Here is a 24,871-nt window from a genome sequence, read left to right on the forward strand (position 1 = left end):
AGATGGAAGCAGCATGAGTACGGTTCGCCTGGAAGCTGTGAGGAACACGATGGCTGGCACCGACCAGGACATCCCGATGCAGCCGGCGTCGGTCGACATCTGGGACAAGAAATATCGCCTGAAGACCAAGCAGGGCGACGCGCTGGATGCCGACATCGACGGCACCTGCCAGCGTGTCGCGCGCGCGCTGTCCGAGGCCGAGACCACGGCCGAGAAGCGCAAGTACTGGAACGAGCGCTTCCTCTGGGCGCTGCGCCGCGGGGCGATCCCCGCCGGCCGCATCACGTCCAACGCCGGCGCGCTGGAACACAAGCCCGCCACCAGCACCATCAACTGCACCGTCAGCGGCACCATCCTCGACTCCATGGACGGCATCCTGGAGAAGGTCCACGAGGCCGGCCTGACGCTGAAGGCCGGCTGCGGCATCGGCTACGAGTTCTCGACGCTGCGCCCGCGCGGTGCCTTCGTCGCCGGCGCCGGCGCCTACACCTCGGGGCCGATGTCGTTCATGGATATCTACGACAAGATGTGCTTCACCGTGTCGTCGGCCGGCGGCCGTCGCGGCGCGCAGATGGGCACCTTCGATGTCAGCCACCCCGACGTGCGCGACTTCATCCGCGCCAAGCGCGAGGACGGGCGCCTGCGCCAGTTCAACCTGTCGCTGCTGGTCACCGACGGCTTCATCGATGCGGTGAAGTCCGACGGCGACTGGCCGCTGGTGTTCCCGATCAACGAGAAGGAGCAGGGCGACATCGATCTCGCCGATCCGGGCGCGGTGGAGTGGCGCGACTGGCCGCAGCACCAGGGCTACATCGTGCGCGACGACGGCCTGGTGGCCTGCAAGGTGTACGGCAAGGTCCGCGCGCGGCACCTGTGGGACATGATCATGGTGTCCACCTACGACTATGCCGAGCCGGGCTTCATCCTCATCGACCGCGTCAACGAGATGAACAACAACTGGTGGTGCGAGACCATCCGCGCCACCAACCCCTGCGGCGAGCAGCCGCTGCCGCCCTACGGCGCCTGCCTGCTGGGCTCGGTCAACCTGACCAAGTTCGTGCGCGACCCCTTCACCGACCAGGCCGAGTTCGACTGGGAGGAATACAAGGAAGTGGTGCGCGTGTTCACCCGCATGCTCGACAACGTGGTCGAGGTCAACGGCCTGCCGCTGCAGCAGCAACGCGATGAGATCATGCGCAAGCGCCGGCACGGCATGGGCTTCCTGGGCCTGGGTTCGACCGTGACCATGCTGAAGATGAAGTACGGCTCGAAGGAGAGCTGCGACTTCACCGACCGCGTCGCCCGCGAGATGGCCGTCGCTGGCTGGGAAACCGGGCTGACGCTGGCGCAGGAGAAGGGCCCGGCGCCGATCATGGAAGAGCGCTTCGAAGTCACCGCCGAGATGCTGCGCAAGCGCCCGGAGATGGTCGCCGACGGCTGGAAGCTCGGCCAGGAGATCCCCGGCAAGGTCCTGCACGCGCGGTATTCGCGCTACATGCAGCGCATCGCCGGCGTCGCCCCGGAACTGGTCGAACAGCTGGCGGAGACCGGCGCGCGCTTCACCCACCACAGCTCGATCGCGCCCACCGGCACCATCAGCCTGTCGCTGGCCAACAACGCCTCCAACGGCATCGAGCCCTCGTTCGCGCACCACTACAGCCGCAACGTGATCCGCGAGGGCAAGAAGTCCAAGGAGAAGGTGGACGTGTTCTCCTTCGAACTGCTGGCCTACCGCCACCTGGTCAACGCCGGCGCCATGCCGTTCAGCGACGACCCGGCCACGCAGCTGCCGGACTACTTCATCTCCGCCGACGACATCAACCCGAAGGAGCACGTCGACGTGCAGGCCGCGGCGCAGAAGTGGGTCGACTCGTCGATCTCCAAGACCGCCAACGTCCCGACCGACTACCCCTACGAGGACTTCAAGGACATCTACCTCTACGCCCACGCGCAGGGCCTGAAGGGTTGCACCACCTTCCGCTTCAACCCGGCCGCCTTCCAGGGCGTGCTGGTGAAGGAGTCCGACCTTGTCGGCACCACCTACCGCTTCGAGCTCGAGGACGGGACCACGGTGGAGGCCAGGGGCAACGAGGAGATCGAGTACGACGGCGAGACCCACACCGCCGCCAACCTGTTCGACGCCCTGAAAGAGGGCTACTACGGAAAGTTCTGAGCGCGTTACATTCCGCCTGCGGGCGCCCCGCCCGCGACATGACGACGAGGCAAACACAATGAGCAACGGCAATGGGGTCGCGGCGACCCTCGGCACGGCCGCCGAGGTCGTCGCCGACAAGGCGAAGGCTGTCGGCGGTGCGGTGTCCAAGCGTGCGTCGACCGTGGTGAAGCAGGCGAAGACGGCGGCCGGCAAGGCCGAGGACGCGGTGGTGAAGTCGGCTGCGAAGGCGAAGACGGCGGTTGCCAAGCGTACCGGCACGGCCAGGAAGGCCGTGGCCAAGCGCGTTGCCGGGGCGAAGCAGTCGCTGGCCGCCACCAGCGCCGGTGCCAAGGCCGAGGCGGCCGCGCTCACGCGCAAGCGTGCGGCGAAGAAGGTCGCGAAGAAGACCGCCAGCAAGGCGGCCGCGAAGAAGGCCGTGGCGAAGAAGACTGTCGCCAGCAAGTCGGTCGCCCGCAAGGTCGCGGCAAAGAAGCCGGTCGTCAAGAAGGCGGCGGCGAAGAAGAAGAAGGCGCCCGCGAAGGCGGCAGTGAAGAAGGCGCCCGCCCGCAAGGCGGCGCCGCGGAAGGCGGCATCGAAGGCCGCAGGCAAGTAATCCGCCCGGCCTCCCCCGTGCCCCGGGGGAGGCCAGGGCATCCACGAACAGCAGGAAAACGCGTCATGGCCGTCAAGATCCAGAAGAAAATCACCGGTTACTCCGTCGCCACCGCCGAGAGCGGGGACAAGGCAGCGCCTGCCAAGGCCGCAGCCAGCGATGCGCAGGGCACGCCCGCGGTCCGCCCGACGGCCGAAGTCATCCACATGCACGAGCGCATCGAGCGCCCGGAAGTGCTGATTGGCAGCACGTTCAAGATCAAGTCGCCGCTGGTGGAGCACGCCATGTACGTGACCATCAACGACATCGTGCTCAATGCCGGCACCGAGCACGAGCTGCGGCGCCCGTTCGAGATCTTCATCAACTCGAAGTCGATGGACCATTTCCAGTGGATCGTCGCGCTGACCCGCATCATGTCGGCGGTGTTCCGCAAGGGCGGCGACGTCACCTTCCTGATCGAGGAAATGAAGTCGGTGTTCGACCCGCGCGGCGGCTACTTCAAGGCCGGCGGCGTGTACATGCCCTCGCTGGTGGCCGAGCTCGGCGCGATCGTCGAGGAGCACCTGAAGTCGATCGGCATGCTCCACGATCCGGACATGAGCCCGGAGCGGCGCGCGCTGATCGAAGAGAAGCGCCGCGAGTACGAGGCACGCTCAAAAAAAAACGCTGATGCCGACGTAGCCGCCGCCGATGCCGGTCCGGTAGGCAGCCTGTTCGCGGACCAGGGTCGCGATGGCAGCGGCGAGGACGTGGCGGTCACCGGCGATGGCACCAGTTTCCCGCCCTCGGCCACTATGTGCCACAAGTGCAGCACCAAGGCGGTGGTGGTCATGGACGGCTGCGCGACCTGCCTGAACTGCGGCTACTCCAAGTGCGGGTGAGGCGGGTGTTTCAGGCACGGACCGCCTGTGCGCCGGGAGCCAGCGCCGCGGACACCAGCCGCTCCAGGTAGTCGAAGTAGCCGCGGATGTAGCCGCCGTCGGCGCAGCCGGCGTCGAGCAGGAAGGGATTCATCAGCGTGTGGCGCAGGACCACGATGCGATCGTGGTCTTCGCTGCCTTCGTCCAGGTCGCCGGACTCGAATCCCAGCGCCTGCAGCACGCGCGCGGTGTCGACAGCGCCCATGGCCTCGGGCCGCAGCGTGGTCATCGAGCCAAAGTATTCCCCGCGCTGCGTCGCTTGCCCGGGATCGGCGCGCAGTGCCCGGTGCAGCCCGCGCATGAAACGGTTCATGCGCGCGACGTCGTGGTTGCCGCGGGGGTTCATCGCCAGGCAGACCAGGTTGCAGTCGGGTTCGAAGGGCAGCACGGCGGTGGCCAGCGCTGCGATGCGTTCGATGAAACCCCGTGCCTCGGCCATGAACGCCTCGGCCGCGAGGATGCCCTGCGCCGGCAGGCGGCCGAAGTGTTCATGGTCCAGCGGCAGCACGCGGTGGGTGACGTAGACCGCGGCGGCGTTGGCGCCGGGCTTGGAACCCTCGGGGATGTAGCGACCGAGCTGGCGGTGGCGCTGGAAATAGCCGGTGTCCGGCGCGTCGTCGAAGACGTAGTCGGCGTCCTCGGCCAACAGCCCGATCGCGCGCTGGTCGCGGCACAGGAAGGCACCGGCGCCGTAGGGCAGGTAGCCGAGCTTGTGCGGATCGATGGTGACCGAGTCCATGCGCGGGATCGCGGCGAAGGCGGCGTGTACCTCGGGGTGCGGAAACGACTGGAACCCGGCGGCGACGTCGTCGCGCGGGCGCAGGCGGCCGTCGGGCTCGCGGAACAGCGCCGCCAGGTAGCCGCCCCAGGCGGCATCCAGATGCAGGGACAGGCCCAGGCCTCGCGCCTGCATGCGCGCGCGCGCGTCGGCCAGGCGGTCGATCGGGTCGATGGTGCCGAACTCGGTGCTGCCGAGTACGCCCACCGCCATCAGCACCGGCTCCCGCAGCCGCAGGCACGCCTGGAGTGCCTCCTCCAGCGCATCCACATCCAGGCGCATCGCCCGACCGGGGATCAGTTCCAGCTGTGCGCGCCCCAGGCCGAGCATCTTCATGCCCTTGCTCCACGAATAGTGCGCGGTGGCGGGAGCGAACACCCGCGGCGACGACAGTTCCGGGTGGCGTTCGAGGAAGCCGGCCAGGCCCAGGGTCTCGATGCGCTGCGCGTCGACACGACGCTGCCAGGCCTGGCGCTCGCGCGGCTGCAGGGCGTCGCGCCAGGCGCACCACTGCGCGAACAGCGCGGTGCCCGCGTCCGGCCCGGTGTTGAAGGCCTCCCAGTCATCGTCGGGAACCTCGGGCAGCGGCACCGCCGCCGCACGCAGCGCCACCGGGAAGGCCTTCAGCGCCAGCGCCAGGCGCAGCCCCTGGACGTTGGCCAGGGTGCCGCCCGAGGTGAGGTGGCCGAAGGCGCAGTCGTCGCGCGCGGGATCGGCCGGGTAGCCGATCATCGCCGCAAGCTGCAGCCCGGCCTTCAGTTCCAGGTCGATGGTGATCGGGGCCGCATCGGCACTGACGTTGTTGGGGTTGTAGGGGAGCGCCAGCATCTGCGCGGCCAGGCCCGGGATCAGCAGGTCGCTGACCATGTGGCCCATGTAGCGCGGGCTGTGGAAGGGCACGCTGCGCTTGAGCGCCGCCGACAGCAGGTGCAGTTCGCGGCGCAGGCGCGATTCGAAGGCGATGTAGTCGGGCCGGCGGTTGGCGCCGGTGGGGATCGCCGGGAGGTCTTCGGGATGCAGGTTGCGCCGCCAGTACACGTGGTCGCGCAGGAACTCGACCATGAGTGATTCAAGCAGCGCGTCGTTCTCGCCGTAGGGGCCGAGGAAGCAGGGATACAGGGCAGGCTGGTTCACGACGGCGGCTCGCGGCTGCGACTGGGTGTCCAGCCTGAGCGCGACGGACCGCCAGCGCCTTGAGCAGGGTCAAGCGCGGCGCGGTCCCGTCCATCCGTGCTTCGCGTAGGATTGCCGCGATGGCGCCGGGGGGCGCGGCGCGGGGAGCGCAATGGGGATCGTGAAATGTCTTGGCGTGGCGACGTTGCTGCTGGCGGCGGCGTCCGTGCCGGCGGCCGAGAAGAATGTCGCCCGGGACCCGGCGGCTGCTGCGCCCCGCGCCGACGTGATCAGCCTGGTGCTGCCGTGGCGCGAAGGCGTCGAGCTGCGCTATGCGACCGAGGACTACGACGACGACCGCGATGCCGACGGCCGCGAGCGCACGCGCGTGACCTCGATTGAAACCGTCCGCATCACCGAGGCGCGCGACGACGGGTTCCTGCAGGCATGGTCGTTCGCGGACAGCCGCTATGAGGTGCTGGAAGGCGAGCCCGATGGTGCCCACGTCATCGAGGGCATGCTCGAGTCGCTGGGCGACCTGGTGCTGGAGATCGAGCTCGACGCCGCCGGGAGTTTCGCCGGCATCCGCAATCTGTCGCTGGTCGCCGAACGCATGCGGCCGGTCATGGAGACGGCCCTGCTGGCCGGCTTCGAGGCCGGGCTGGCCTCCGCCGAAGGTGACGACGCCGCCGATGCGGACGCGCTGGCGAAGGCGCGCGCCACGGGCGCGCCCCAGGTGCAGGCGATCATCGAGCAGCTGATGGCGCCCGACATGTTGCAGATGCTGCTGTCGGAAGATGCCGTGCAGTACAACGACTTCGTGGGCGTGGAGCTCGAGGAAGGCCGCCGCTACGAGGTCGATGTCGAACTCGACCATCCCCTGGGCGAGGGCATGCTGCCCGCGCGCGTGGCCCTGGTGCTTCATGTCCACGACCGCGATTCGGACGACGTGCACCTGGAGTGGACCACGCACCTGGATCGGGAGAAGGCGGCCGAACTCGCGATCGCCGTGGCCGAGAAGATGTTCGACGCGGACATCCCGGCCGAAGCGCGCGAGCAGGTGCTGGCCGAGCTGTCGATAGTCAAAGCCGGTGCCGCGCTGTTCCGGCATTCGACGGGGGTCGTCGAGATGCTGGAGATCACGCAAACGGTGCGCGCCGGCGACGAACTCAAGGTCAAGCGCAGGCGCATGCGCCTGCTCGACGGCGACCATGACCATCAGTGGCCGGACGACGGTCCGCCAACGCCCGGCAAGGATCCCGACGCCGGCTGAAACCAGGGCCGGGCGCGATGCGCAACGCCGCCGCCGCTGCAAATCGCGCGTTGTCGCGAGGGCGACATCGCCTGCGCTAACGTGCGCCCATGCCACCGTCCCTCCCGACCCACATCCCCACGCCGCCCGTGGCGCTCGATGCCGCAGCGCTGGGCGAGCTCAGGCAGGCCTGCGACCTGCTGGAGAACCCCGGCATCGCCGCCCAGCTGGCCAATCTCGTCGGCGCGCCCCTCGAGTACGTGATGGCCAAGCGCTTGCCGGCGCCTGCGACGAAGCTCGTCAACGCGCTGGTGCGCAAGGCCCTGGAGCAGTCGCTGCGCGCGGCCATGGCGACGCTGGGCAAGGAAGCCGGGCCGCCTGCGCGCCCGCGTACCCACACCATCGTCGCCGCGGCCAGCGGCGCCGCCGGCGGCGCCTTCGGCCTCGCCGGCCTGGTGGTGGAGCTGCCGCTCACCACCACCCTGATCCTGCGCTCGATCGCCGAGATCGCGCGCGCCGAAGGCGAGCCGCTGGATGATCCGGCCACCACGCTGGGGTGCTTCGAAGTGCTGACCATGGGCGGGCGCGCCGGTGCCGACGACGGCGCCGAGTCGGGCTATTTCGCAGCCAGGGCCGTGCTCGCGCAGCAGGTGGCCGCGGCCGCCGAGTACGTGGCCGTGCACGGCCTGGTCGGCAAGGGCGGTCCACTGATCGTGCAGCTGCTGTCGGCGGTCGGGTCCAGGTTTTCGGTCAACGTCAGCCAGAAGGTGGCGCTGCAGGCGGTGCCGATCGTGGGCGCGGCCACCGGCGCCGCGCTCAACACCTTGTTCATGCGCCATTTCCAGGCCATGGCCCGCGGCCACTTCATCGTACGGCGCCTGGAGCGCAGCCATGGCGCGGACGCGGTGCGCCGGGCCTACGATGCACTCGCTGCCGCGGCCCGCAAAGGTGACCGCAACCCGCCTGCTTTCGGATAGCATTTGCCCCCTTACCAAGGGGGAATACACGATGCGCAAAGTGACCGCGGGCCTGCTGGCCCCGCTGCTGGCCCTGGCCGTCGCGCCGGCGCTCGCCGACACCGGCAAGGGCGTGACCGGCGACGAAGCCATGTCCGTGCTGCAGGCGATGGACCTGTCGCCGGAACTGCTCGAGGACAGCGTGGGTGATCCGAAGATCAAGTTCCTGGTCGACGGCCTGAACGCCTACATGAACTTCTACGACTGCGACGCCGGGCGCTGCGGCTCGTTGCAGCTCGAGATCGGGCTTGACCTGCCGAACGGCACCTCATTGCAGGTGGCCAACGTCTACAACACCCGTTACCGCTATGGCAGGGTGCTGCTGGATGACGAGATGGACCCGTTCTTCCAGTACGACTTCGAAGTGCTGCACGCGCGGCACGCCGATCACATCAAGAGCCAGGTCGAGATCTTCAGCCAGCTGCTGGGCGATTTCACGCAGGCCGTGGACTTCTGACCGGACGCGACGCATCCGGCGCCGCGAGGCTCAGGCCTGGCGCAGCGCCGGGAACTGCGCGGTCATGCGCGTTCCTTCGGCCAGGCCCCAGCGGATGGCGATGCGGCGCAGTCGCGCCTCGGTGCTGTCGCGCAGGTGCGGCGGTGACAGGCGCATGATCGCGTCGTGCCGTTCGGCCCAGGCGTTGGCATAGGCGAAGAGATCGCGGTACTTGAGCTGCAGGTCGGCCATCTCGCCTTCGAGCTCGGCAATGGCCTGCTCGAGTTCGGGTGGGCCGGGTGCATCGGAGGTGGTGCCGGGCATCGGTATCGCATCGAACGTGGTCGCCGTACTATGGCAGGTATGTGTTCAAAAACGATGAACAAGCGGGCGATCACGCGACGGGTCATGCCTTGTGCGCTCGCCCTGGCCTTGCCCCTGGTGCTGGCCGCCTGCGGCGGAGCGCCGCAGCAGCCGGAGGCCGCCGCGACGGTGACGCCGCCGCGGCTCGACTATCCGGGCAGGCACCGCATCCCGGTGCGCCTGGACATGCGCGCCACCGCCGACGGTGGTCGGGTGGTCGGGATCGCCGGCGCATGGCGCGGGCAATTCATCTTCGACGGGGGCGTTGACGTGCGCTGCGCCGTCGATGGCGGCGGCGTGGGAACGATCGAACCCGGCACCCGCCACGAGGTGCACCTGGTCTGCAGCGGCGCGGTGCGGCTGCCCGACGATGGCAGCCGCGGCTTCCGCGTTCTGGAGGACGGGCAGGAGATCGGTTCGGGCGCCGTCCTGCCCTGATCAGCCTTCGGTGGGCAGCAGCTTCAGCAGGCGGCCCTGGCCACCATCCTGGCCACCATCCTCGAGCAGCCACAGTCCCCCTTCGGGACCCTGCTCAACCGCGCGGATGCGATGGCCCATGTCGAAGCGTTCGGCTTCGCGTGCGCCGTCGCCATCGAATGCGACGCGCACCAGCGACTGCGACGACAGCCCGCCGATGAAGGCGCTGCCCTTCCACTCGGGGAACACGTCGCCGCTGTAGAACACCAGGCTCGAGGGCGAGATCACCGGCGTCCAGGTCACCGCGGGCGCAATGAATTCCGGCCGCGTGTCATGGTCGGGAATGGGGCGGCCGTCGTAGTGGTCGCCGTTGGAGACGATCGGGTAGCCGTAGTTGCCGCCGCGCTCGACGCGGTTGAGTTCATCGCCGCCGGCCGGACCCATCTCCACGTCCCAGAGCTGCCCGCTGGCGTCGAAGCCGATGCCGAGCACGTTGCGGTGGCCAAGCGACCAGACTTCCGCGGCCACGCCGCCGTCGGCGGCGAAGGGATTGCCCGCGGCAGGGTGGCCGTCGTCTTCGAGGCGCAGGATCTTGCCCATGTTCGAAGCCATGTCCTGGGCCGGGTCGAACTTCTGGCGCTCGCTCGAGCTCAGCCACAGCTTGCCTTCGGCGTCGAAGGCCATGCGGTGGCCGTAGTGGCCGCGGCCGCTGACCTTGGGCACCTGGCGCCAGATGACCTCCAGGTTTTCCAGGCGGTCGCCGCCGTCCGCATCGAGCACGAGCTTCGCCCGGGCCAGTGCCGCGCCGCGGGTGTCGCCTTCGCCGGCTTCGGCGTAGCTGAGGTAGACGATGCCGTTGTCGGCGAAACCGGGGTGCGCAAGCACGTCGCCGAAGCCGCCCTGGCCACCGTAGTCGACCTCGGGCGCGCCGGCGATGTCGCGGGTGGCGCCGCTCTCGACGTCGACCAGCTTCAGCCGCCCCTTCTTCTCGGTGACGAGCAGGTGGCCGTCGGGAAGGAAGGTCATCGCCCAGGGTTCTTCGAAGGCCGCGATGACGTCGATCTCGAAGGGGCGGGCGTCGGTGCGGTCCGCAGCGGGCGCCGCGGCGGCTGCGGCTGCGTCGACGGATGGCTCCGCCGTCGGGCGGGCATCGCCGCTGCAGGCGGTGGCGGCGAGGGCCAGCGCGGAGGCGGCAACCAGGGCGTGCAGTTTCATGATGTCGATCTCCGGACGGGCGGAGCGGCAGTATCGGGCAGGCCGCCGGCGCGTGCACGCGGTCATAAACGCAGGCGCGGCGGAAGTGGTTAAGGCCGCGTGCACGCGCGGATCGCGGGGTGCATGCGGTTAATGCGCGGCGGTGCAGGGTGTCGCCGCGGTCCGACACGTGTGGCCGCCACCCCTGAATCGAGCGGATGCCCCCGCATCCGCCAAGGAGAATCCCCTGATGAGCAATGCACGCACCCACCTCGCCGCCATCGCCGCCCTGGGCGCAGCGCTGGCCATGCCGCTGGCCATGGCCCAGAGCACGGTGCCCCCGGAAGTCCGCGATGCGCAGAAGGCCGCCTCGGAGCACGCCGCCTCGGAGCACGCCGACACGGAGCACGCCGCCTCGGAGCACGCCGACACCGCTCATGCGCAGGACGCGACGCAGCCGCCCACGACCTCCGGCGCGCAGCCCGCTGCGCGCCAGCTTGGTTGGGCCGACGTCGATGCCGACGGCAACGGCACCATTTCGCGCGATGAGTCGGCCGCGCTGCCGGCGCTCGCCGCGGTGTTCGCCGAGGCCGATGCAGACGGCGACGGTGAGCTCACTGCCGAGGAGTACCGCGACCACGCTGCCAAGGCCGGCGGCGAGGGCTGATCGAAGGGCCGCGCCCGCCCCGGGCGCGGCCACGGCATGCGCGGCGGCACCTGCCGCCGCGCTGTTTCACCGATAATCGTTCGATGGCCACTATCAGGATGGTCGGCTTCGATGCCGACGACACCCTCTGGCGCAGCCAGGACTGGTTCGACCAGGCCCAGCGCGACTTCGAGGCAATCATCGCCGGCTACGTCAACGGTGATGTCCGCACCAGCGAGCGCCTGTACGCCGTCGAGAAGGCCAATCTGGCCGTGTTCGGCTACGGCGTGAAGGGCATGGCCCTGTCGATGATCGAGGCCGCGATCGATATCACCGCGGGGCGGATCACTGCCGCCGACCTGCACCGCATCGTTGCGCTGGCCAAGGCGCTGCTGCGGCATCCGGTTGAACTGCTGCCGGGCATACGCGACGCCGTCGAAGCGGTCGCCGCCGAGGTGCCCGTGGTGCTGGTCACCAAGGGCGATCTGTTCCACCAGGAAGCCAAGGTCCGTGACTCGGGGCTGTCGGGCCTGTTCCGGCGCATCGAGATCGTCAGTGAAAAGGACGTGCCGACCTACCGCAGGTTGCTGGAGGAATTCGCGATCATGCCGGCGGAGTTCGTGATGGTGGGCAACTCGCTGCGCTCGGACATCGCGCCGGTGCTGGAGCTTGGCGGATGGGGCGTGCACGTGCCCTATCACCTCACCTGGGAACACGAGCGCGAAGCCGAGGTCACGGCCGGCAACGGCAGGCGCATGCGCACGATCGCGTCCGCGGCGGGATTGCCGGATGCGTTGCGTTCGATCCTGGCGGCCTAGTTGACGCGCAGCGTGTGCCGGTCGAGCGCCGGCGCCGGGCGAGGCCACCGGGCCTGCGTGCAGGCGCGCCCTGCGGCACAATCACGCCATGCCACGCGTCCATGCCATCGCGCTCGCGCTGCTGCTCGTCGGCCTGGTGGCGGGCTGCGCGCGCGACGGGGACCCGCAGCCCGCGCTCCCCGGCATCGACCCGGCGGGCCATGGCGCGGTCGAATGGCGCGGCAGCCTGCCCTGCGCGGACTGCGAAGCCATCGACACCAGGCTCGTGCTCGAGCGCCAGGATGGCGCGCAGCGCTACGAGCTGGTGGAGGTGTATGTTGCGGTCGAAGGCAGCGTGAGCTTCGAGGAGCGCGGCGAGTGGCAGCTCCACCACGCCCTGCTCAGCCTTGAGCCCGACACCGGCGGCCTGCGCCGCTACGCCCTGGTGCACGGCGGTGCGCTGCAGGTGCGCGACCTGCAGGGACGCACGTTCCCCGGCCGCGATGGCGACCTCCTGCAGCCACTCGGCCGGCAGCCCTGAACACGCAAGGTATCCACATGAACCATCGACTTCTCCTGCTGCTCGCCTGCCTGATCCTGCTGCTGGCGCCCGCCGCCGCGCAGGACCAGGCCGCGGCCTGGGAGCCGCGTACCGGCGACGCCGTCGTCGATGCCAGGCTGGCCGACCTCAACCGCTACGCCGCGCGCTATCCCGACGCCTTCATCGATGAGCTGGTGCGTTATTTCGATGCGCCGCGGCCGCTGCTGGAGGAGCTGCTTGGCAAGCCCGCGACGGTACCCGGCGACCTGTATTACGCCTGCGCCCTGGCGCGCGTTTCCGGGCGCCCCTGCCGGGGCGTGCTCGATGCCTGGCTCAGCGGGCACGAGGAAGGCTGGGAGGGTATCGCCCGCGATGTGGGCGTGGTGCCGGGTGATGCGCGCGCCAGGCGCCTGCGCGAGGGGATTGCGGAAAGCTATGCGCGCTGGGGGCGGCCGCTGCCCGACGGCAGCTGAGCGTCGTCGCCCGGCTTGACCTTCCAATGATGGGAAGGTCTAGGCTGTTCGCATGTTCAACGGCGACCAAGGCGAGGCCCCGCGGATGCACGACTCCACCATCGAACTGACCGTGGAAGGCATGTCCTGCGCGTCCTGCGTGGGCCGCGTCGAGCGTGCGCTGCAGGCGGTGCCGGGGGTGTCCGCAGCCACCGTGAACCTCGCCACCGAGCGCGCCACCGTGCACGGTGCGGCCCCGGCCGACGTATTGCTTGCCGCGGTCGGCAAGGCCGGCTACACGGCGCGCGCGATCGATGTCGGCGCGCCCGCCGGTGATGACGAAGCCGCGGCCCGGCGCGAAGCCGAGCGTGTCGCGCTCGGACGCGACCTGCTGCTGGCCGTGGCGCTGGCGCTGCCGGTCTTCCTGCTCGAGATGGGTTCGCACCTGGTGCCGGCCGTGCACCACTGGGTCGGGCAGACGCTGGGCCTGCAGCGCAGCTGGATCCTGCAGTTCGCGCTGACTACGCTGGTGCTGGTGGTTCCGGGCCGGCGCTTCTACACCGCCGGCATCCCGGCGCTGCTGCGGATGGCGCCGGACATGAACTCGCTGGTGGCCGTGGGCACGCTGGCCGCCTGGGGCTATTCGGTGGTCGCCACCTTCGCGCCGCGACTGCTGCCCGAGGGCACGGCCAACGTCTATTACGAAGCGGCGGCGGTGATCGTGGCCCTGGTCCTGCTCGGGCGCTGGCTGGAGGCGCGCGCCAAGGGCCGCACGTCGGAAGCGATCACGCGCCTGGTGGGACTGCAGCCGAAGGTCGCGCGGGTCCTGCGCGACGGCCGCGCGGTCGACATCCCGATCGGCGAGGTCGTGGATGGCGACCTGGTCGAGCTGCGGCCCGGCGAGCGCGTGCCGGTCGACGGCGAGGTCGTCGAAGGCAGTAGCTGGATCGATGAATCGATGATCACCGGTGAGCCGGTGCCCGTCGAAAAGTCCGCCGGCAGCGCCGTGGTCGGCGGCACGGTCAACCAGCAGGGCGCGCTGACCCTGCGCGCGACGGCCGTGGGCGCGCAGACGGTGCTGGCGCAGATCATCCGCCTGGTCGAGCAGGCCCAGGGCTCCAAGCTGCCGATCCAGGCGCTGGTGGACCGGGTCACGCTGTGGTTCGTGCCGGCGGTGATGGGCGCGGCGCTGCTGACCTTCATCGTGTGGATGGCTTTCGGGCCTTCACCGGCGCTGGGCTTCGCCCTGGTCAACGCCGTGGCCGTGCTGATCATCGCCTGCCCCTGCGCCATGGGCCTGGCGACGCCGACCTCGATCATGGTCGGCACCGGCCGCGGCGCCGAGCTGGGCGTGCTGTTCCGCAAGGGCGAGGCGCTGCAGCTGCTCAGGGATGCGCGCGTGGTGGCGGTGGACAAGACCGGCACGCTGACCGAGGGGCGGCCGAAGCTGACCGACCTGGACGTGTCGCAGGGCTTCGATCGTGCCGACGTGCTGCGGCTGGTGGCGGCGGTGGAGTCGCGCTCCGAGCATCCGATCGCGCGCGCCATCGTCGAGGCCGCCGAGGGCGAGGGCATCACGGTGCCGGCGCCGGCGGAGTTCACGTCCGTCACCGGCATGGGCGTGCGCGCCAGCATCGATGGCCGCCGCGTCGAGGTCGGTGCGGATCGCTACATGCGTTCGCTGGGCCTGGACGTGGATGCGTTCGACGACGTGGCCACCCGCCTGGCGGGCGAGGGCAAGTCGCCGCTGTACGCCGCCATCGACGGCCGGCTCGCCGCGATCATCGCGGTGGCCGATCCCATCAAGCGGGACACGCCCGCCGCCATCGCCGCGCTGCATGCGCTCGGCCTCAAGGTCGCCATGATCACCGGCGACAACGCACGCACCGCGCAGGCGATCGCCGCGCGCCTGGGCATCGACGAGGTGATCGCCGAAGTCCTGCCCGCGGGCAAGGTCGACGCGGTGCGCCGCCTCAAGGCCGAGCATGGTGGCGTGGCCTTCGTCGGCGACGGCATCAACGACGCCCCGGCGCTGGCCGAGGCCGACGTCGGCCTGGCCATCGGCACCGGCACCGATGTCGCGATGGAGGCCGCGGACGTGGTGCTGATGTCGGGCAGCCTGCAGGGCGTGCCCAATGCCATCGCCCTGTCGAAGGCGACCATCGGCAACATCCGCCAGAACCTGTTCTGGGCCTTCGCCTACAACACCGCGCTGATCCCTGTGGCGGCGGGCGTGCTGTATCCCGCGTTCGGGCTGCTGCTGTCGCCGATCCTCGCCGCCGGCGCGATGTCGCTGTCGAGCGTGTTCGTGCTCGGCAACGCGCTGCGCCTGCGCGGGTTCAAGCCGCCGCTGGCAAAGGACGCGGTGACCGGGGGGCGCGCATGAACATCGGCGAGGCATCCGCGGCCTCCGGCGTGTCCGCCAAGATGATCCGCTACTACGAAGACGCCGGCCTGGTCCCGCCGGCCGATCGCAGCGCGTCGGGCTACCGGATCTATGGCGATGCCGACGTGCACCGCCTGCGCTTCATCCGCCGCGCCCGCGACCTCGGCTTCCAGGTGGCCGAGATCGCCGACCTGCTCGGCCTGTGGAACGACCGCTCGCGCCGCAGCGCCGACGTGAAGCGCCTGGCGCAGGCGCACATCGCCGACCTCGAGGACCGGATCGCGAAGCTGCGGCAGATGGCCGACACCCTGCAGACCCTGAGCGACTGCTGCGCTGGCGATGGGCGCCCCGACTGCCCCATCCTCGCCGGCCTGGGCGAACCGGCCGCCCGGCCTCCGCTGTAGGAACCACTGCAGGCGCGACCGGCCGCGCCTCCGGCGATGCGGTAGGTACAAGGTGCGATGTTGGCGCCGAATTCGCCGTGCTATAGCTCCCCCGGTTGGGCTTTCGTTCCCTAGCCGATCAGGATCCGGGCCGTGACCGAACTGCAGACAGTGCCGCGGTGGGGTGTCGCAGCCGTGGCGGAACCCGTGGTCACGATGCCCCGCAGTGGCCGCTTCCGACTGTCGGGCAGCCTGACCCTCGCCATTCTCGTTTGCGGCAACGCCGGCTGCGTCCTCGGCCCGGACTATGTGCGGCCCAGCGTGGAGGTGCCGGAGGCCTGGCGCTTCGCGGCGGAGGCCGGATCCGCGTCGTCGCCGGGCGCGACGCTGGCGGACGTGCCGGCCTGGTGGCGCGGGTTTGGTGACAGTGCCCTCGACGCGCTGGTCGAGGAAGCCCTCGCCGCGAACCACGACCTGCGCATCGCCACGGCCCGGGTCGACGAGTTCGCCGCGCGCGTGGTCGCCACGCGCGCCCAGGGCCTGCCGCAGGCCGGCTACGGCGCCAGCGCCGGACGCCAGCGCGCGGGCTCCGCGGTCGGCGGCGACTACGCCGCGCTGCTGTCGGCCAGCTGGGAGCTCGACCTGTGGGGGCGCATCCGCCGCGAGGGCGAGGCCGCGCGCGCCAACCTGCTGGCGACCGAACAGGCGCGCCTCGGCGTGGCGCTGACCCTGGTGTCGGCGGTGGTCTCCGGCTACGTCACCCTGCTCGACCTCGATAAGCGCCTTGAGATCGCGCAGGCCACGCTCGAAGGCCGCAAGCACAACGTCGACGTGTTCCAGCTGCGGCTCGACGGTGGTGCGGTCTCGGATTTCGAAATGATGCAGGTGACGGCCGAGTACGAGACCGCCGTCGGCTCGATCCCGGAGCTCGAACAGGCGATCGCCCGGCAGGAGCATGCGCTGTCGATGCTGGTCGGGCGTAATCCCGGCCCGATCGCGCGCGGAGGCAGGCTGCAGGACCTGGCCGGACCACCGGTTCCGGCGGGGCTGCCCTCGGGGCTGATCGCCCGACGGCCCGACATCCTGCAGTCCGAGCAGCAGCTGATCGCCGCCAATGCGCTGGTCGGCGCCGCGCGCACGCTGTACTTCCCGAGTCTGTCGCTGACCGGTGCCGGCGGAAGCGCCAGCCGCGACCTCGACAACCTCTTCAGCGGACCCGCGCGCACCTGGTCGTTCGTGGGGCAGCTGTTCGGGCCGCTCTTCGCGGGCGGTGCCATCGATGCAGCCAACCAGCAGGCGGAAGCGCGCCGCGAGCAGGCGCTGGCGGCCTATGCGCAGACCATCCAGGGCGCCTTCCGCGATGTCGACGATGCGCTGGCCACGATCGGGGCCACGCGTGAGCAGCTCGCTTCGCTCGAACGTCGCGTGGCGGCGCTGCAGCGCGCAGTGGAGCTTGCGCGCGAGCGTTACGACAACGGCTATGCCGACTACCTCGAGGTGCTGGACACCGAACGCAGCCTGTTCTCGGCGGAGCTGGCCTTGAGCACCACGCGCGGCGACGGCTATCGCTCCCTGGTCGACCTGTATCGCGCGCTGGGGGGTGACTGGATTGCGCCCGTCGCGCCGTTTCCAACAACGCGGAGCGAGCCTGCGATGGACGACATCGCCAACGCCGCGCGCGCGCCCGTGGCCGGGCATCCGCCCCGGTAACGCGACCGACGGACACGCCGATGCCGAACCCGCTCCACGCCGGACCCGTGACCGCCGCCTTCCCGGGCGACGCGACGCAGCCCAGGCCCGCGTCCCCACCGCCGCCCGCGTCCCCGCCACCGGCCGCGGCTCCGCAGCCCGATGCCACGGCGAGCAGCGCGCGGCGCGTCCGGCGGATCGTGCAGGTGACGCTGGCCGTGCTGTTCGCGCTGTTCGTCTACCACCTGTTCGCAGACCGGATCACGCCGTACACCTCGCAGGCCTCGATCGACACCTTCCTCGTGCAGATCGCGCCCGAGGTCAGCGGGCCGGTGGTCGCCGTGGGCGTGCGCGACAACCACGAGGTGGAGAAGGGGCAGGTGCTGTTCCGCATCGATCCCCTGCCATTCCAGATCGCGCTGCGCGCGGCGCAGGCCAACCTGGCCGCGGCGGAGCAGGGCGCGGATTCGTCCGCGGCCGACGTGCGCGTGGCCGATGCGCAGCTGCAGCGCCAGCGCGTCGACCTGGCCGCGAGCCAGGAGCTGGGCAAGATCGTGCTCGACCTTTCGGCCAAGCGCGCGCTGTCGGAGACCTCGGCGATCCGCGCCCGCGCCGACATCGCCAAGACCCGCGCCGAGACCAGCCGCGCGCAGGCCGAAGCCGAGCGCGCGCGCATCCGCCTCGGCGACGCCGGCAACGGCAACGTGCAGGTGCGGCAGGCCCTGGTGGCGATGGAGCAGGCCGAGCTCGAACTGCGCCACGCCACGGTGGTGGCGCCCGCCAACGGCGCGGTCACCAACCTGCGTCTCTCCGCGGGCCAGTTCGCGAGCCGCGGCCAACCGGTGATGAGTTTCGTCGCCGACGGCCCGCGCTGGGTGACCGCGGCGATGCGCGAGAACCAGCTGGGCAACATCGCCGCCGGCAACCGCGCCTACGTCGTGTTCGACGATCGGCCGGGCAGGGTGTTCGCCGCGCGCGTGGAAAGCGTCGGCTGGGGCATTGCGCAGGGCGGCGAGGCGCCGACCGGCCAGCTGCCCGAAGTGCCGGCGCCCAGCGGCTGGCTGCGCGAGCCGCAGCGCTTCCCGGTGCGCATCGTGCTGGATCCGCCTGCAGATGGCGTGCAGCCGCTGCCGCCCGGCCGCAGCGGCGCGCAGGCCAACGTGGTGGTGCTCACCCGCGAGCGTTCGCTGCTCAACCCGCTGTCGCGCGCCTGGATCTGGATGATCGCCAAGCTGAGCTACCTGCAATGAGCGCGCAGCCGGCCACTCCCAGGCCAGCCGAGCACGCCGATGCCAGGCTGCACGCGACGCTGCGCTTCGCGGTCGGGGTCACGGCCGCGTTCGTGGCCTGCGAGGCCCTGCAGTGGGCACCGTCGTTCCTCGCCCCCGTGCTCGCCGCGGTGCTGCTGGCCAACCTGCCGATGCGGCCGCCGCTGAAGCTGGCGCTGGTGCTGGTGGTGGCGATGGCGGCGGCGGCGCTGTTCGCATTCGTGATCGCCTCGCTGCTGCGCGGCACGCCCGTGGTGCTGTTCGGGCTGATTGCGCTGTGCATGTTCCTGGCGTTCCTGGCGATGCTCGGCGGCCGCCCGGCCTTGCCGTTCATGCTGCTGCTGATCTGCCTGGCGACCATTCCGGTCGTGGTGATGATCGCGCCCGCGGAGGCGGGCGCCTTCCCGGTGGCACTGGTACGGGGCATCGCGCTGGCGCTGGTGGTGATCGCCCTGGTCCACCTGCCCTGGCCGCGCTTGCCAGTACCGGTGCCAAAGCCGGCCGCGCGCGCCAGCACCGCGACGCCGCTGGCGCGCGCGCTGCTTTCGACCGCGGTGGTGATGCCGGTGATGCTGGTCTACCTGCTGTTCGGCCTGGCCGACGTGCTGCCTGTGCTGGTGGCGACGGTGATGCTGGTGGTCAATTTCGACCTGCAGTCCGGTCGCGCGCAGGCGCTGGGCATGGTGCTCGGCAACTTCGCCGGCGGCCTGCTCGGCCTTGTCCTGCACAGCCTGCTGCTGACCACGCCGAGCCTGCCGTTCCTCGCGATCCTGCTGTGCGTGGTGCTGCTGGGCTTCGGCCAGCGCATCGTCGCCGGCGGTCCGATGGGCGCCGTGGCGCTGGTCGCCTGCAATGCCATGTTGATCATTCTCGGCTCCGCGATCGCGTCGGGGCCGGGTTCGCTGTCGCTGTGGCTGGCGCGCCTGTCGCAGTTCGCGCTCGCCGGCGCCTTCGCGGTCGGGACGATGCACCTCGTCTGGTACCGCGCATTCCCGCTTCGTCCCGCACCGCCAGGATCCGTGATCCGCTGATCGGGATCCTCCACCGAGTCGCCGCAAACCCCGGAGAAGACGCCATGCATATCGATGCTAAAGCCGTTGCCTACGCTGCGCTCATGCCGGCCCTGGCGACCGCACCCACGAACCGGCAGCGTCTGTTCATGCGCTACTTCACCGCGATCCTGATCGACCTGGTCGTGCTCAACCTGTTCGTCGAATACTCGGACAAGGTGACGATCGACTCGTTCACCGTCTCGTTGCTGGCGGCGGTGCTGTTGCAGGCACTGCTGAAGCTGACAATCGCAGTCGAACATCGCGTCGCGGTGTTCTTCAACGCACGCGCCGGTGGCCTCATGCGGTTCCTGCGGTTCTTCTTCGCATGGTTGGTGCTGTTCGGGTCGAAGTTCGTGATCCTCGAGGCGCTCTCGCTGACGTTCGGCGACAGCGTCCGCTTCGACGGCAGGTTCCATGGGCTGGTGACGCTGATCGTGGTGATCGTGGTGATGCTGGTGAGCGAGGAAGCCATCGTCCGGCTCTATCGCAGCCTTGGCGTGCGGAGCCACCATGGTCATGGCGGATAGGCCGGACGAAGGCTTCCTCGCTCACTGGCATCGCCCACGGCCCAGGTCGGGACGGCAGGTGTCATTCTCCCGGATCAGGGCAGGGCGGGCCGGTTCGTCCTGCAGCGGCTCTTCGACCCACTGCCAGAACAGCTGGTAGGCGACCGCCAGCACCACGGGACCGATGAACAGGCCGATGATGCCGTTGGTGACCATCCCGCCCACCGCGCCGACCAGGATCACCGGCATCGGCACCGCGACGCCGCGCCCCAGCAGCAGCGGCTTGAGCACGTTGTCGACGAGTCCCGCGACGAACACGTAGATCGAGAACACGATCGTCGCCACGCTGACGCCCTGGGTGGCGATGACGAACACGATCACCGGCAGCGTCACCAGCGTCGCCGGGATCTGCATGATGCCCAGCAGGAGCACCGCGAGCGCCAGCAAGCCGGCGCCGGGGACGTCCATGAGCACGAAGCCGACGCCGATCAGCAGCATCTGGATGAAGGCGATGCCGACCACGCCCAGCGCCACCGCGCGGATGGTGGATGTGCAAAGTGCGGTGATCCCGGGGCCCCTGTCGGCGCCGAACACGCGCGAGGCGATCTGCACGGCGCTGCGATGGCCGTTCTGCGCGTAGGCCATGATGATGCCGGCGACGATCAGGGACGCGATGAACACCAGCAGGCCCATGCCCAGCGCCGCGAGCTTGCCAAGCAGGACCAGGCTGGTCTCCCTGAGCTGCGGCGCGAACTTCTGGGCCAGGCTGGTCAGGTCGGTTGCCGCCTGCAGCCACACGGCATGCAGGCGTCCACCGACCAGCGGCCAATCCGCGACCGACGGGGATGGCGGCGGGATATGGAAGCCGCCGTCCTTGACGACGGCGATCGCATGTTGCGCGGAACCGGCCAGCGAAATGCCCAGCAGGTAGATCGGGACCAGCAGCACGCCGAGCGCGAGCAGCACGATCACGGTGGCGGCGCGGCCATCCTTGTTGCCCAGCCTTCGCTTCAGGTTGCAGTCCAGCGGGTAGAAGGTGATCGCCAGGATCACCGCCCAGAGCAGGAGGTCGAGGAACGGACGGAAGATCCGGAAGCAGAAGACCGCCAGCGCGAACACCAGGCCGGCGCGGATGAGTACATCGAGCAGGTCGCGCGACAGCGCCTTCTCCGGCAGCGGCGAGGCGGGCATGGGGCATCTCCTACCGTTGGCCGCCCTGGTCCCGGCTGGTGACCCAGTGGATCGCGTCGAGCAAAGCCTGGTCGTCGACCGGTTTGCGCAGGAACATCCGTGCGCCCAGGTTGCGCGCCATGGAGCGCGTGTCCTCGTCGTCACGCGCGGACACGGTGATCACCGGCAGCTTCAGCTGGCGCGCCTTCAACTCCGCCTGCACCTGCATGCCGGTCATGCGCGGCATGGTGATATCGAGCAGGATGCAGGCATCCTCGCCGTCCACCACTTCGCCAAGGAACCGTTCGGCCGAGCCATAGGGGCGCGGATCCAGGCCGGCGGAGCGGAACAGCTTGGCGAAGCCCTCGCGGACGGCCTCATCGTCATCGACGATGTACACGATCACGGAGCGCCCGATGCCGGACATCTTGGCCACGTCGGAGGTCCTGTGGTCGCCGTACTGTGGCGACCTTAGCCCTGGGGCGACAGACGGAGAATGGGACCATGATCCCATCCGTTCGCGGCGCCTAGATCCCCACGCCGACCGCATCGCACAGCCGCACCAGCTGCGCGACCGACCGCACCTCCATCTTGCCCATGGCGCGGCCGCGGTGGACCTTGACGGTTTTCTCCGCGATGCCGAGATCGGCCGCGATCTGCTTGTTCAGGCGTCCTGCGATCACGTGGTCCATGACTTCGCGTTCGCGTGGCGACAGCCGGTCGAGCCGAAGGCTGATGCCGTCCAGGCGACCCTGCGCTTCGCGGGCTGTTCGATGGTCGGTGATGGCCTGCTCGATGGCCGGCACGAGCACGGCTTCATCGACGGGTTTTTCGAGGAAGTCGCGGGCACCCTGCTTCATCGCCCGCACGCCGATCGCGAGGGTCGACTGACCGGTCAGGTAGATCACCGGCAGCGTGTTGCCGTCCTCGCGCATCCGGTCGTGCAGCTCCGGCCCGGTCATCCCGGGCATGCTGACGTCCAGCAGGACACAGCCGTCGAGGTGGCCGGGCCGCTCCTCGAGGAATGCATCGGCGGTCGCATAGGCGCGCACGTCCCAGCCGATGGCGCGGAGCAGGCGCGACAAACCATCGCGCACGTCGGGATCGTCGTCGATTACGTAGACAGTGTCATGGGCGTCCATCGTCCATAAACCTGCTGGAGTCGCCATCCGCTGGCAACCGTTGCCCTGTGCGACGGGTATGCGCGCCCATGCGTCGCATTGCAAGCCGCCACGGCGGCCGGGGAGGCGCCCGTCCGATGGACGGCACCGCAGCGGCGTCCGCGCCGGCACCCGCGCAGGCGGGCACGGCCCGCTTCCGGGAGTAGACTTGGCCGCGCTCGCCAACGGGGTCGATGCCGGAATGCTGGGCTTGAGCTGGATCAACCTGGTGTGGCCCATGGTGGCGGCTGCGAGCCTCACGCTCGCGGGCATCCACCTCGTCATCTGGTGCAGGCAGAGGAGCCAGCACGCCAACGTCCTGTTCGCGCTGACCGCGGTCTCGGTCGCGCTCATCTCGATGTTCGAACTGGCGCTGATGCGCGCGCGGACGCCGGACGAGTACGGCGACCTGGTGCGCTGGGCCCATGTCCCCATCGCGGTGCTGGTCGTGGGGCTCGTCGGATTCGTGCTCGTGCACTTTCGTGCCGGAAGCATGCCCCTGGCGGTGGCGGCCTGCCTGAGCCGGATTGCATGCCTGGCGCCCAACTTCCTTTCCGGCGCGAACCTCAACTTCCACTCGATTGCGGAACTGCGGACGCTGCCCGTATGGGGCGGCGATGCCATTTCGGTGCCCGCAGGCGCGCTCCCCAGCCCGTGGATGGCGCTGGGCCATGCCAGCGTGCTGCTGCTGGTGCTGTTCATCGCCAGCGCGATCGTGCAGGTCTGGCGCCGCGGGCCCTCCCCCGATCGTCGCAGGGTGCTGGTGGTCGGCGGCGGCATGGTGCTGTTCGTCCTGTTCTCCGGCGAATGGACCTGGGCGGTGGTGCATGGCGAGGTGCGGGGTCCGCTGGCCTTCAGTCCCGCCTTCCTGTTCGTGCTGCTGGGGATGGGGTATGAGCTCGGTGGCGACTTGCTTCGGGCCGGCCAGCTGGCCAGGCACCTGGCTGCCGCCGAGCTGAGGCTGCACGAGACCCGGCGCAGGATGGACCAAGCGGTGCACGCCGCCGATGTCGGGCTCTGGAACTGGAACATGGCCGGTGGGCGCTCCTGGTTCTCGGATCACGCGCTGCGCCTGCTGGGGTGCAGCCCCGGCGAGGCCTTCGACATGGCGCGGCTGCTCGAACGCGTGCATCCCGAAGACCGCCATCGCTTCGACGATGCGCTGCGGGACGCGCTGAACGCGGATGGCGCCTACATGTGCGAGTACCGGATCCTGCTTCCCGACGACACCACGCGCTGGCTCGTGGCCCGCGGCCAGGCCGAGTCAGGCGACGGGCGCGCGGTGACGCGCATCGACGGGGTGCTGGTCGACATCACCGAGCGCAAGCACGCCGAGGAGCGGTTCCGCCTGGTCGTCGAAAAGGCACCCCTGGCCATGCTGATGACCGATCCGGAAGGCCGCATCGCGCTTGCCAACCAGCAGGCGGAAGCGCTGTTCGGCTACTCGCGCGCGGAGCTGGCCGGCATGCCGGTGGAGCGGATCGTTCCGGCGCGGTTCCGCCGCGTCCATCATGCCGATCGGACCAGGTTCATGGCCGCGCAGCGCGCCATCGGCAACGGCCGCGACATGTACGGCCTGCACAAGGACGGGGCCCGGATCCCGATCGATGTGGCGCTCAACCCGATCCCGATGGAGTCCGGCCCGTTCGTGCTGGTGTCGGTGATGGACCTGCGCGAACGGATCCGCATGGAGCGCGAGATCGCGCTGCAGCGCGACGAGCTTGCGCACCTGTCGCGGCTGGCCCTGCTGGCGGAGCTGTCGGGTTCGCTGGCGCACGAGCTCAACCAGCCGCTCACCGCGATCCTGGCCAACGCGCAGGCGGCGGTCCGCTTCCTGGCCCACGCACCGCCCAACCTCGAGGAAGTGCGCGACGCCCTTGCCAACATCGTCGACAGCGACAAGCGCGCGGGCGAGGTCATCCGCCGCCTGCGTGCGCTGCTGCGCAAGGAGCTCTCCGACTACGGAAGCCTCGACGTCAACGAAGTGGTGCTGGACGTCCTGCGCATCATCCGCAGCGACCTGTTGAACAGGAGCGTGGAGGTGGTGCTCGACCTCGCCGAGGGCATGCCGCGCGTGCACGGGGACAAGGTGCAGCTGCAGCAGGTGCTGTTGAACCTGATCATGAACGCCAGCGATGCCATGAACGACCTCGCGCATGGCCGCGAGCTTTCGGTGGTGACCGTGCTGGCGGCCGACAACCGGGTGACCGTGTCGGTCTCGGACATCGGGAAGGGCATTCCAGACGGAGACACCGAGCGCATCTTCGTGCCGTTCGTCACCAGCAAGCGCGAGGGCCTCGGCCTCGGGCTTGCGGTGTGTCGGACGATCATCAATGCCCACGCCGGCACCTTGTGGGCCACCAACAACGCGGGTCCCGGCGCAACGCTCGCCTTCAGCCTGCCCGCGAGTGACCACCCCGGATCCGATGGTGGCGCGCAGGACGGGCGTGGCCTAGGGCCGGCTCCCACCTGAGGACGCGGCCAAAGCGAGCCGCCCGCGTTTGAACCGATGCGACCAAGGGGCAATTGGGCCCGTGCGCGTTTCCTGCTTCCATGCGTCACAG

The 24,871-nt window shown here is 69.9% G+C and carries 24 protein-coding genes; 18 read left to right on the forward strand and 6 right to left on the reverse strand.

Features of this window, described 5'->3' with window-relative positions:
• The first annotated feature begins 13 nt into the window (after nt 1–13).
• From ACW5E8_RS11510 to ACW5E8_RS11520, 3 genes are all read left to right on the forward strand, one after another.
• Nucleotides 14–2,173 (forward strand): adenosylcobalamin-dependent ribonucleoside-diphosphate reductase, encoded by a 2,160-nt coding sequence (locus ACW5E8_RS11510; RefSeq protein ID WP_456965660.1) that lies wholly within the window; start codon nt 14–16, stop codon nt 2,171–2,173.
• Nucleotides 2,174–2,231: 58 nt separating this feature from the next.
• Entirely contained in the window at nt 2,232–2,768 is a 537-nt protein-coding gene (locus ACW5E8_RS11515; protein WP_456965661.1) for a histidine biosynthesis protein HisIE, read from the forward strand.
• Nucleotides 2,769–2,833: 65 nt separating this feature from the next.
• The gene (locus tag ACW5E8_RS11520; RefSeq protein ID WP_456965662.1) at nt 2,834–3,649 is read left to right on the forward strand and encodes a TSCPD domain-containing protein; all 816 of its coding nucleotides are present in this window, start codon (nt 2,834–2,836) and stop codon (nt 3,647–3,649) included.
• A 10-nt stretch (nt 3,650–3,659) separates the two neighbouring features.
• Here ACW5E8_RS11520 and ACW5E8_RS11525 read toward each other — a convergent pair whose 3' ends face one another.
• Nucleotides 3,660–5,600 carry a pyridoxal phosphate-dependent decarboxylase family protein gene (locus tag ACW5E8_RS11525; protein WP_456965663.1) on the reverse strand — a complete coding sequence of 647 codons (1,941 nt, stop codon included), beginning with the start codon at nt 5,598–5,600 and terminating at the stop codon, nt 3,660–3,662.
• Between the two features lie 151 nt (nt 5,601–5,751).
• Here ACW5E8_RS11525 and ACW5E8_RS11530 point away from each other — a divergent pair, with 151 nt between their 5' ends.
• The 3 genes from ACW5E8_RS11530 to ACW5E8_RS11540 all read left to right on the forward strand — a co-directional run bounded on the left by ACW5E8_RS11530 (nt 5,752) and on the right by ACW5E8_RS11540 (nt 8,304).
• Nucleotides 5,752–6,852 (forward strand): hypothetical protein, encoded by a 1,101-nt coding sequence (locus ACW5E8_RS11530; RefSeq protein ID WP_456965664.1) that lies wholly within the window; start codon nt 5,752–5,754, stop codon nt 6,850–6,852.
• Nucleotides 6,853–6,941: 89 nt separating this feature from the next.
• On the forward strand, nt 6,942–7,808 hold the full coding sequence (locus ACW5E8_RS11535; protein ID WP_456965665.1) for an EcsC family protein: 867 nt from the start codon (nt 6,942–6,944) through the stop codon (nt 7,806–7,808).
• Between the two features lie 31 nt (nt 7,809–7,839).
• Entirely contained in the window at nt 7,840–8,304 is a 465-nt protein-coding gene (locus ACW5E8_RS11540) for a YbjN domain-containing protein (protein WP_456965666.1), read from the forward strand.
• Between the two features lie 30 nt (nt 8,305–8,334).
• Here ACW5E8_RS11540 and ACW5E8_RS11545 read toward each other — a convergent pair whose 3' ends face one another.
• The gene (locus ACW5E8_RS11545) at nt 8,335–8,607 is read right to left on the reverse strand and encodes a hypothetical protein (RefSeq protein ID WP_456965667.1); all 273 of its coding nucleotides are present in this window, start codon (nt 8,605–8,607) and stop codon (nt 8,335–8,337) included.
• Nucleotides 8,608–8,691: 84 nt separating this feature from the next.
• Here ACW5E8_RS11545 and ACW5E8_RS11550 point away from each other — a divergent pair, with 84 nt between their 5' ends.
• On the forward strand, nt 8,692–9,084 hold the full coding sequence (locus tag ACW5E8_RS11550) for a hypothetical protein (RefSeq protein ID WP_456965668.1): 393 nt from the start codon (nt 8,692–8,694) through the stop codon (nt 9,082–9,084).
• Here ACW5E8_RS11550 and ACW5E8_RS11555 read toward each other — a convergent pair whose 3' ends face one another.
• Nucleotides 9,085–10,278: a PQQ-dependent sugar dehydrogenase gene (locus tag ACW5E8_RS11555; protein WP_456965669.1), complete on the reverse strand. Its 1,194-nt coding sequence runs from the start codon at nt 10,276–10,278 to the stop codon at nt 9,085–9,087.
• 229 nt (nt 10,279–10,507) lie between these two features.
• Here ACW5E8_RS11555 and ACW5E8_RS11560 point away from each other — a divergent pair, with 229 nt between their 5' ends.
• The 10 genes from ACW5E8_RS11560 to ACW5E8_RS11605 all read left to right on the forward strand — a co-directional run bounded on the left by ACW5E8_RS11560 (nt 10,508) and on the right by ACW5E8_RS11605 (nt 19,998).
• On the forward strand, nt 10,508–10,924 hold the full coding sequence (locus ACW5E8_RS11560) for an EF-hand domain-containing protein (protein WP_456965670.1): 417 nt from the start codon (nt 10,508–10,510) through the stop codon (nt 10,922–10,924).
• 83 nt (nt 10,925–11,007) lie between these two features.
• A complete protein-coding gene (locus ACW5E8_RS11565) occupies nt 11,008–11,721 on the forward strand; it encodes an HAD family hydrolase (protein WP_456965671.1) in 714 nt (237 codons plus the stop codon).
• 88 nt (nt 11,722–11,809) lie between these two features.
• Nucleotides 11,810–12,241, forward strand: a complete 432-nt coding sequence (locus tag ACW5E8_RS11570) for a copper resistance protein NlpE N-terminal domain-containing protein (protein WP_456965672.1) — start codon at nt 11,810–11,812, stop codon at nt 12,239–12,241.
• A 17-nt stretch (nt 12,242–12,258) separates the two neighbouring features.
• Complete coding sequence (locus ACW5E8_RS11575) at nt 12,259–12,714, forward strand: hypothetical protein (protein ID WP_456965673.1); 456 nt, start codon at nt 12,259–12,261, stop codon at nt 12,712–12,714.
• 52 nt (nt 12,715–12,766) lie between these two features.
• The gene (locus ACW5E8_RS11580; protein ID WP_456965674.1) at nt 12,767–15,079 is read left to right on the forward strand and encodes a heavy metal translocating P-type ATPase; all 2,313 of its coding nucleotides are present in this window, start codon (nt 12,767–12,769) and stop codon (nt 15,077–15,079) included.
• Nucleotides 15,076–15,483 (forward strand): Cu(I)-responsive transcriptional regulator, encoded by a 408-nt coding sequence (cueR, locus tag ACW5E8_RS11585; RefSeq protein ID WP_456965675.1) that lies wholly within the window; start codon nt 15,076–15,078, stop codon nt 15,481–15,483. Before ACW5E8_RS11580 ends, cueR begins: the two co-directional genes overlap by 4 nt.
• A 132-nt stretch (nt 15,484–15,615) precedes the next feature.
• A complete protein-coding gene (locus ACW5E8_RS11590; RefSeq protein ID WP_456965676.1) occupies nt 15,616–17,172 on the forward strand; it encodes an efflux transporter outer membrane subunit in 1,557 nt (518 codons plus the stop codon).
• A 20-nt stretch (nt 17,173–17,192) separates the two neighbouring features.
• On the forward strand, nt 17,193–18,401 hold the full coding sequence (locus tag ACW5E8_RS11595) for an HlyD family secretion protein (protein ID WP_456965677.1): 1,209 nt from the start codon (nt 17,193–17,195) through the stop codon (nt 18,399–18,401).
• A complete protein-coding gene (locus tag ACW5E8_RS11600) occupies nt 18,398–19,450 on the forward strand; it encodes a DUF2955 domain-containing protein (RefSeq protein WP_456965678.1) in 1,053 nt (350 codons plus the stop codon). Before ACW5E8_RS11595 ends, ACW5E8_RS11600 begins: the two co-directional genes overlap by 4 nt.
• 44 nt (nt 19,451–19,494) lie before the next feature.
• Nucleotides 19,495–19,998, forward strand: coding sequence for a hypothetical protein (locus ACW5E8_RS11605; protein WP_456965679.1), 504 nt, complete (start codon nt 19,495–19,497; stop codon nt 19,996–19,998).
• Nucleotides 19,999–20,019: 21 nt separating this feature from the next.
• Here the strand turns inward: ACW5E8_RS11605 and ACW5E8_RS11610 are convergent, their stop codons facing one another.
• The 3 genes from ACW5E8_RS11610 to ACW5E8_RS11620 form a co-directional block, all read right to left on the reverse strand.
• On the reverse strand, nt 20,020–21,168 hold the full coding sequence (locus ACW5E8_RS11610; protein WP_456965680.1) for an AI-2E family transporter: 1,149 nt from the start codon (nt 21,166–21,168) through the stop codon (nt 20,020–20,022).
• A gap of 10 nt (nt 21,169–21,178) precedes the next feature.
• On the reverse strand, nt 21,179–21,574 hold the full coding sequence (locus ACW5E8_RS11615; protein WP_456965745.1) for a response regulator transcription factor: 396 nt from the start codon (nt 21,572–21,574) through the stop codon (nt 21,179–21,181).
• Nucleotides 21,575–21,674: 100 nt separating this feature from the next.
• On the reverse strand, nt 21,675–22,289 hold the full coding sequence (locus tag ACW5E8_RS11620) for a response regulator transcription factor (RefSeq protein ID WP_456965681.1): 615 nt from the start codon (nt 22,287–22,289) through the stop codon (nt 21,675–21,677).
• A gap of 187 nt (nt 22,290–22,476) precedes the next feature.
• Here ACW5E8_RS11620 and ACW5E8_RS11625 point away from each other — a divergent pair, with 187 nt between their 5' ends.
• Complete coding sequence (locus ACW5E8_RS11625; protein ID WP_456965682.1) at nt 22,477–24,780, forward strand: PAS domain S-box protein; 2,304 nt, start codon at nt 22,477–22,479, stop codon at nt 24,778–24,780.
• The last annotated feature ends 91 nt before the right edge of the window (nt 24,781–24,871 follow it).

This window comes from Luteimonas sp. A649 (assembly GCF_054072735.1).

Excerpts from the sequence above, each read along its gene's own strand:
- ACW5E8_RS11510 (WP_456965660.1), top strand. The coding sequence starts at position 14 with ATGAGTACGGTTCGCCTGGAAGCTGTGAGGAACACGATGGCTGGCACC.
- ACW5E8_RS11515 (WP_456965661.1), top strand. The coding sequence starts at position 2,232 with ATGAGCAACGGCAATGGGGTCGCGGCGACCCTCGGCACGGCCGCCGAG.
- ACW5E8_RS11520 (WP_456965662.1), top strand. The coding sequence starts at position 2,834 with ATGGCCGTCAAGATCCAGAAGAAAATCACCGGTTACTCCGTCGCCACC.
- ACW5E8_RS11530 (WP_456965664.1), top strand. The coding sequence starts at position 5,752 with ATGGGGATCGTGAAATGTCTTGGCGTGGCGACGTTGCTGCTGGCGGCG.
- ACW5E8_RS11535 (WP_456965665.1), top strand. The coding sequence starts at position 6,942 with ATGCCACCGTCCCTCCCGACCCACATCCCCACGCCGCCCGTGGCGCTC.
- ACW5E8_RS11540 (WP_456965666.1), top strand. The coding sequence starts at position 7,840 with ATGCGCAAAGTGACCGCGGGCCTGCTGGCCCCGCTGCTGGCCCTGGCC.
- ACW5E8_RS11545 (WP_456965667.1), bottom strand. The coding sequence starts at position 8,607 with ATGCCCGGCACCACCTCCGATGCACCCGGCCCACCCGAACTCGAGCAG.
- ACW5E8_RS11550 (WP_456965668.1), top strand. The coding sequence starts at position 8,692 with ATGCCTTGTGCGCTCGCCCTGGCCTTGCCCCTGGTGCTGGCCGCCTGC.
- ACW5E8_RS11555 (WP_456965669.1), bottom strand. The coding sequence starts at position 10,278 with ATGAAACTGCACGCCCTGGTTGCCGCCTCCGCGCTGGCCCTCGCCGCC.
- ACW5E8_RS11560 (WP_456965670.1), top strand. The coding sequence starts at position 10,508 with ATGAGCAATGCACGCACCCACCTCGCCGCCATCGCCGCCCTGGGCGCA.
- ACW5E8_RS11565 (WP_456965671.1), top strand. The coding sequence starts at position 11,008 with ATGGCCACTATCAGGATGGTCGGCTTCGATGCCGACGACACCCTCTGG.
- ACW5E8_RS11570 (WP_456965672.1), top strand. The coding sequence starts at position 11,810 with ATGCCACGCGTCCATGCCATCGCGCTCGCGCTGCTGCTCGTCGGCCTG.
- ACW5E8_RS11575 (WP_456965673.1), top strand. The coding sequence starts at position 12,259 with ATGAACCATCGACTTCTCCTGCTGCTCGCCTGCCTGATCCTGCTGCTG.
- ACW5E8_RS11580 (WP_456965674.1), top strand. The coding sequence starts at position 12,767 with ATGTTCAACGGCGACCAAGGCGAGGCCCCGCGGATGCACGACTCCACC.
- cueR (WP_456965675.1), top strand. The coding sequence starts at position 15,076 with ATGAACATCGGCGAGGCATCCGCGGCCTCCGGCGTGTCCGCCAAGATG.
- ACW5E8_RS11595 (WP_456965677.1), top strand. The coding sequence starts at position 17,193 with ATGCCGAACCCGCTCCACGCCGGACCCGTGACCGCCGCCTTCCCGGGC.
- ACW5E8_RS11600 (WP_456965678.1), top strand. The coding sequence starts at position 18,398 with ATGAGCGCGCAGCCGGCCACTCCCAGGCCAGCCGAGCACGCCGATGCC.
- ACW5E8_RS11605 (WP_456965679.1), top strand. The coding sequence starts at position 19,495 with ATGCATATCGATGCTAAAGCCGTTGCCTACGCTGCGCTCATGCCGGCC.
- ACW5E8_RS11610 (WP_456965680.1), bottom strand. The coding sequence starts at position 21,168 with ATGCCCGCCTCGCCGCTGCCGGAGAAGGCGCTGTCGCGCGACCTGCTC.
- ACW5E8_RS11615 (WP_456965745.1), bottom strand. The coding sequence starts at position 21,574 with ATGTCCGGCATCGGGCGCTCCGTGATCGTGTACATCGTCGATGACGAT.
- ACW5E8_RS11620 (WP_456965681.1), bottom strand. The coding sequence starts at position 22,289 with ATGGACGCCCATGACACTGTCTACGTAATCGACGACGATCCCGACGTG.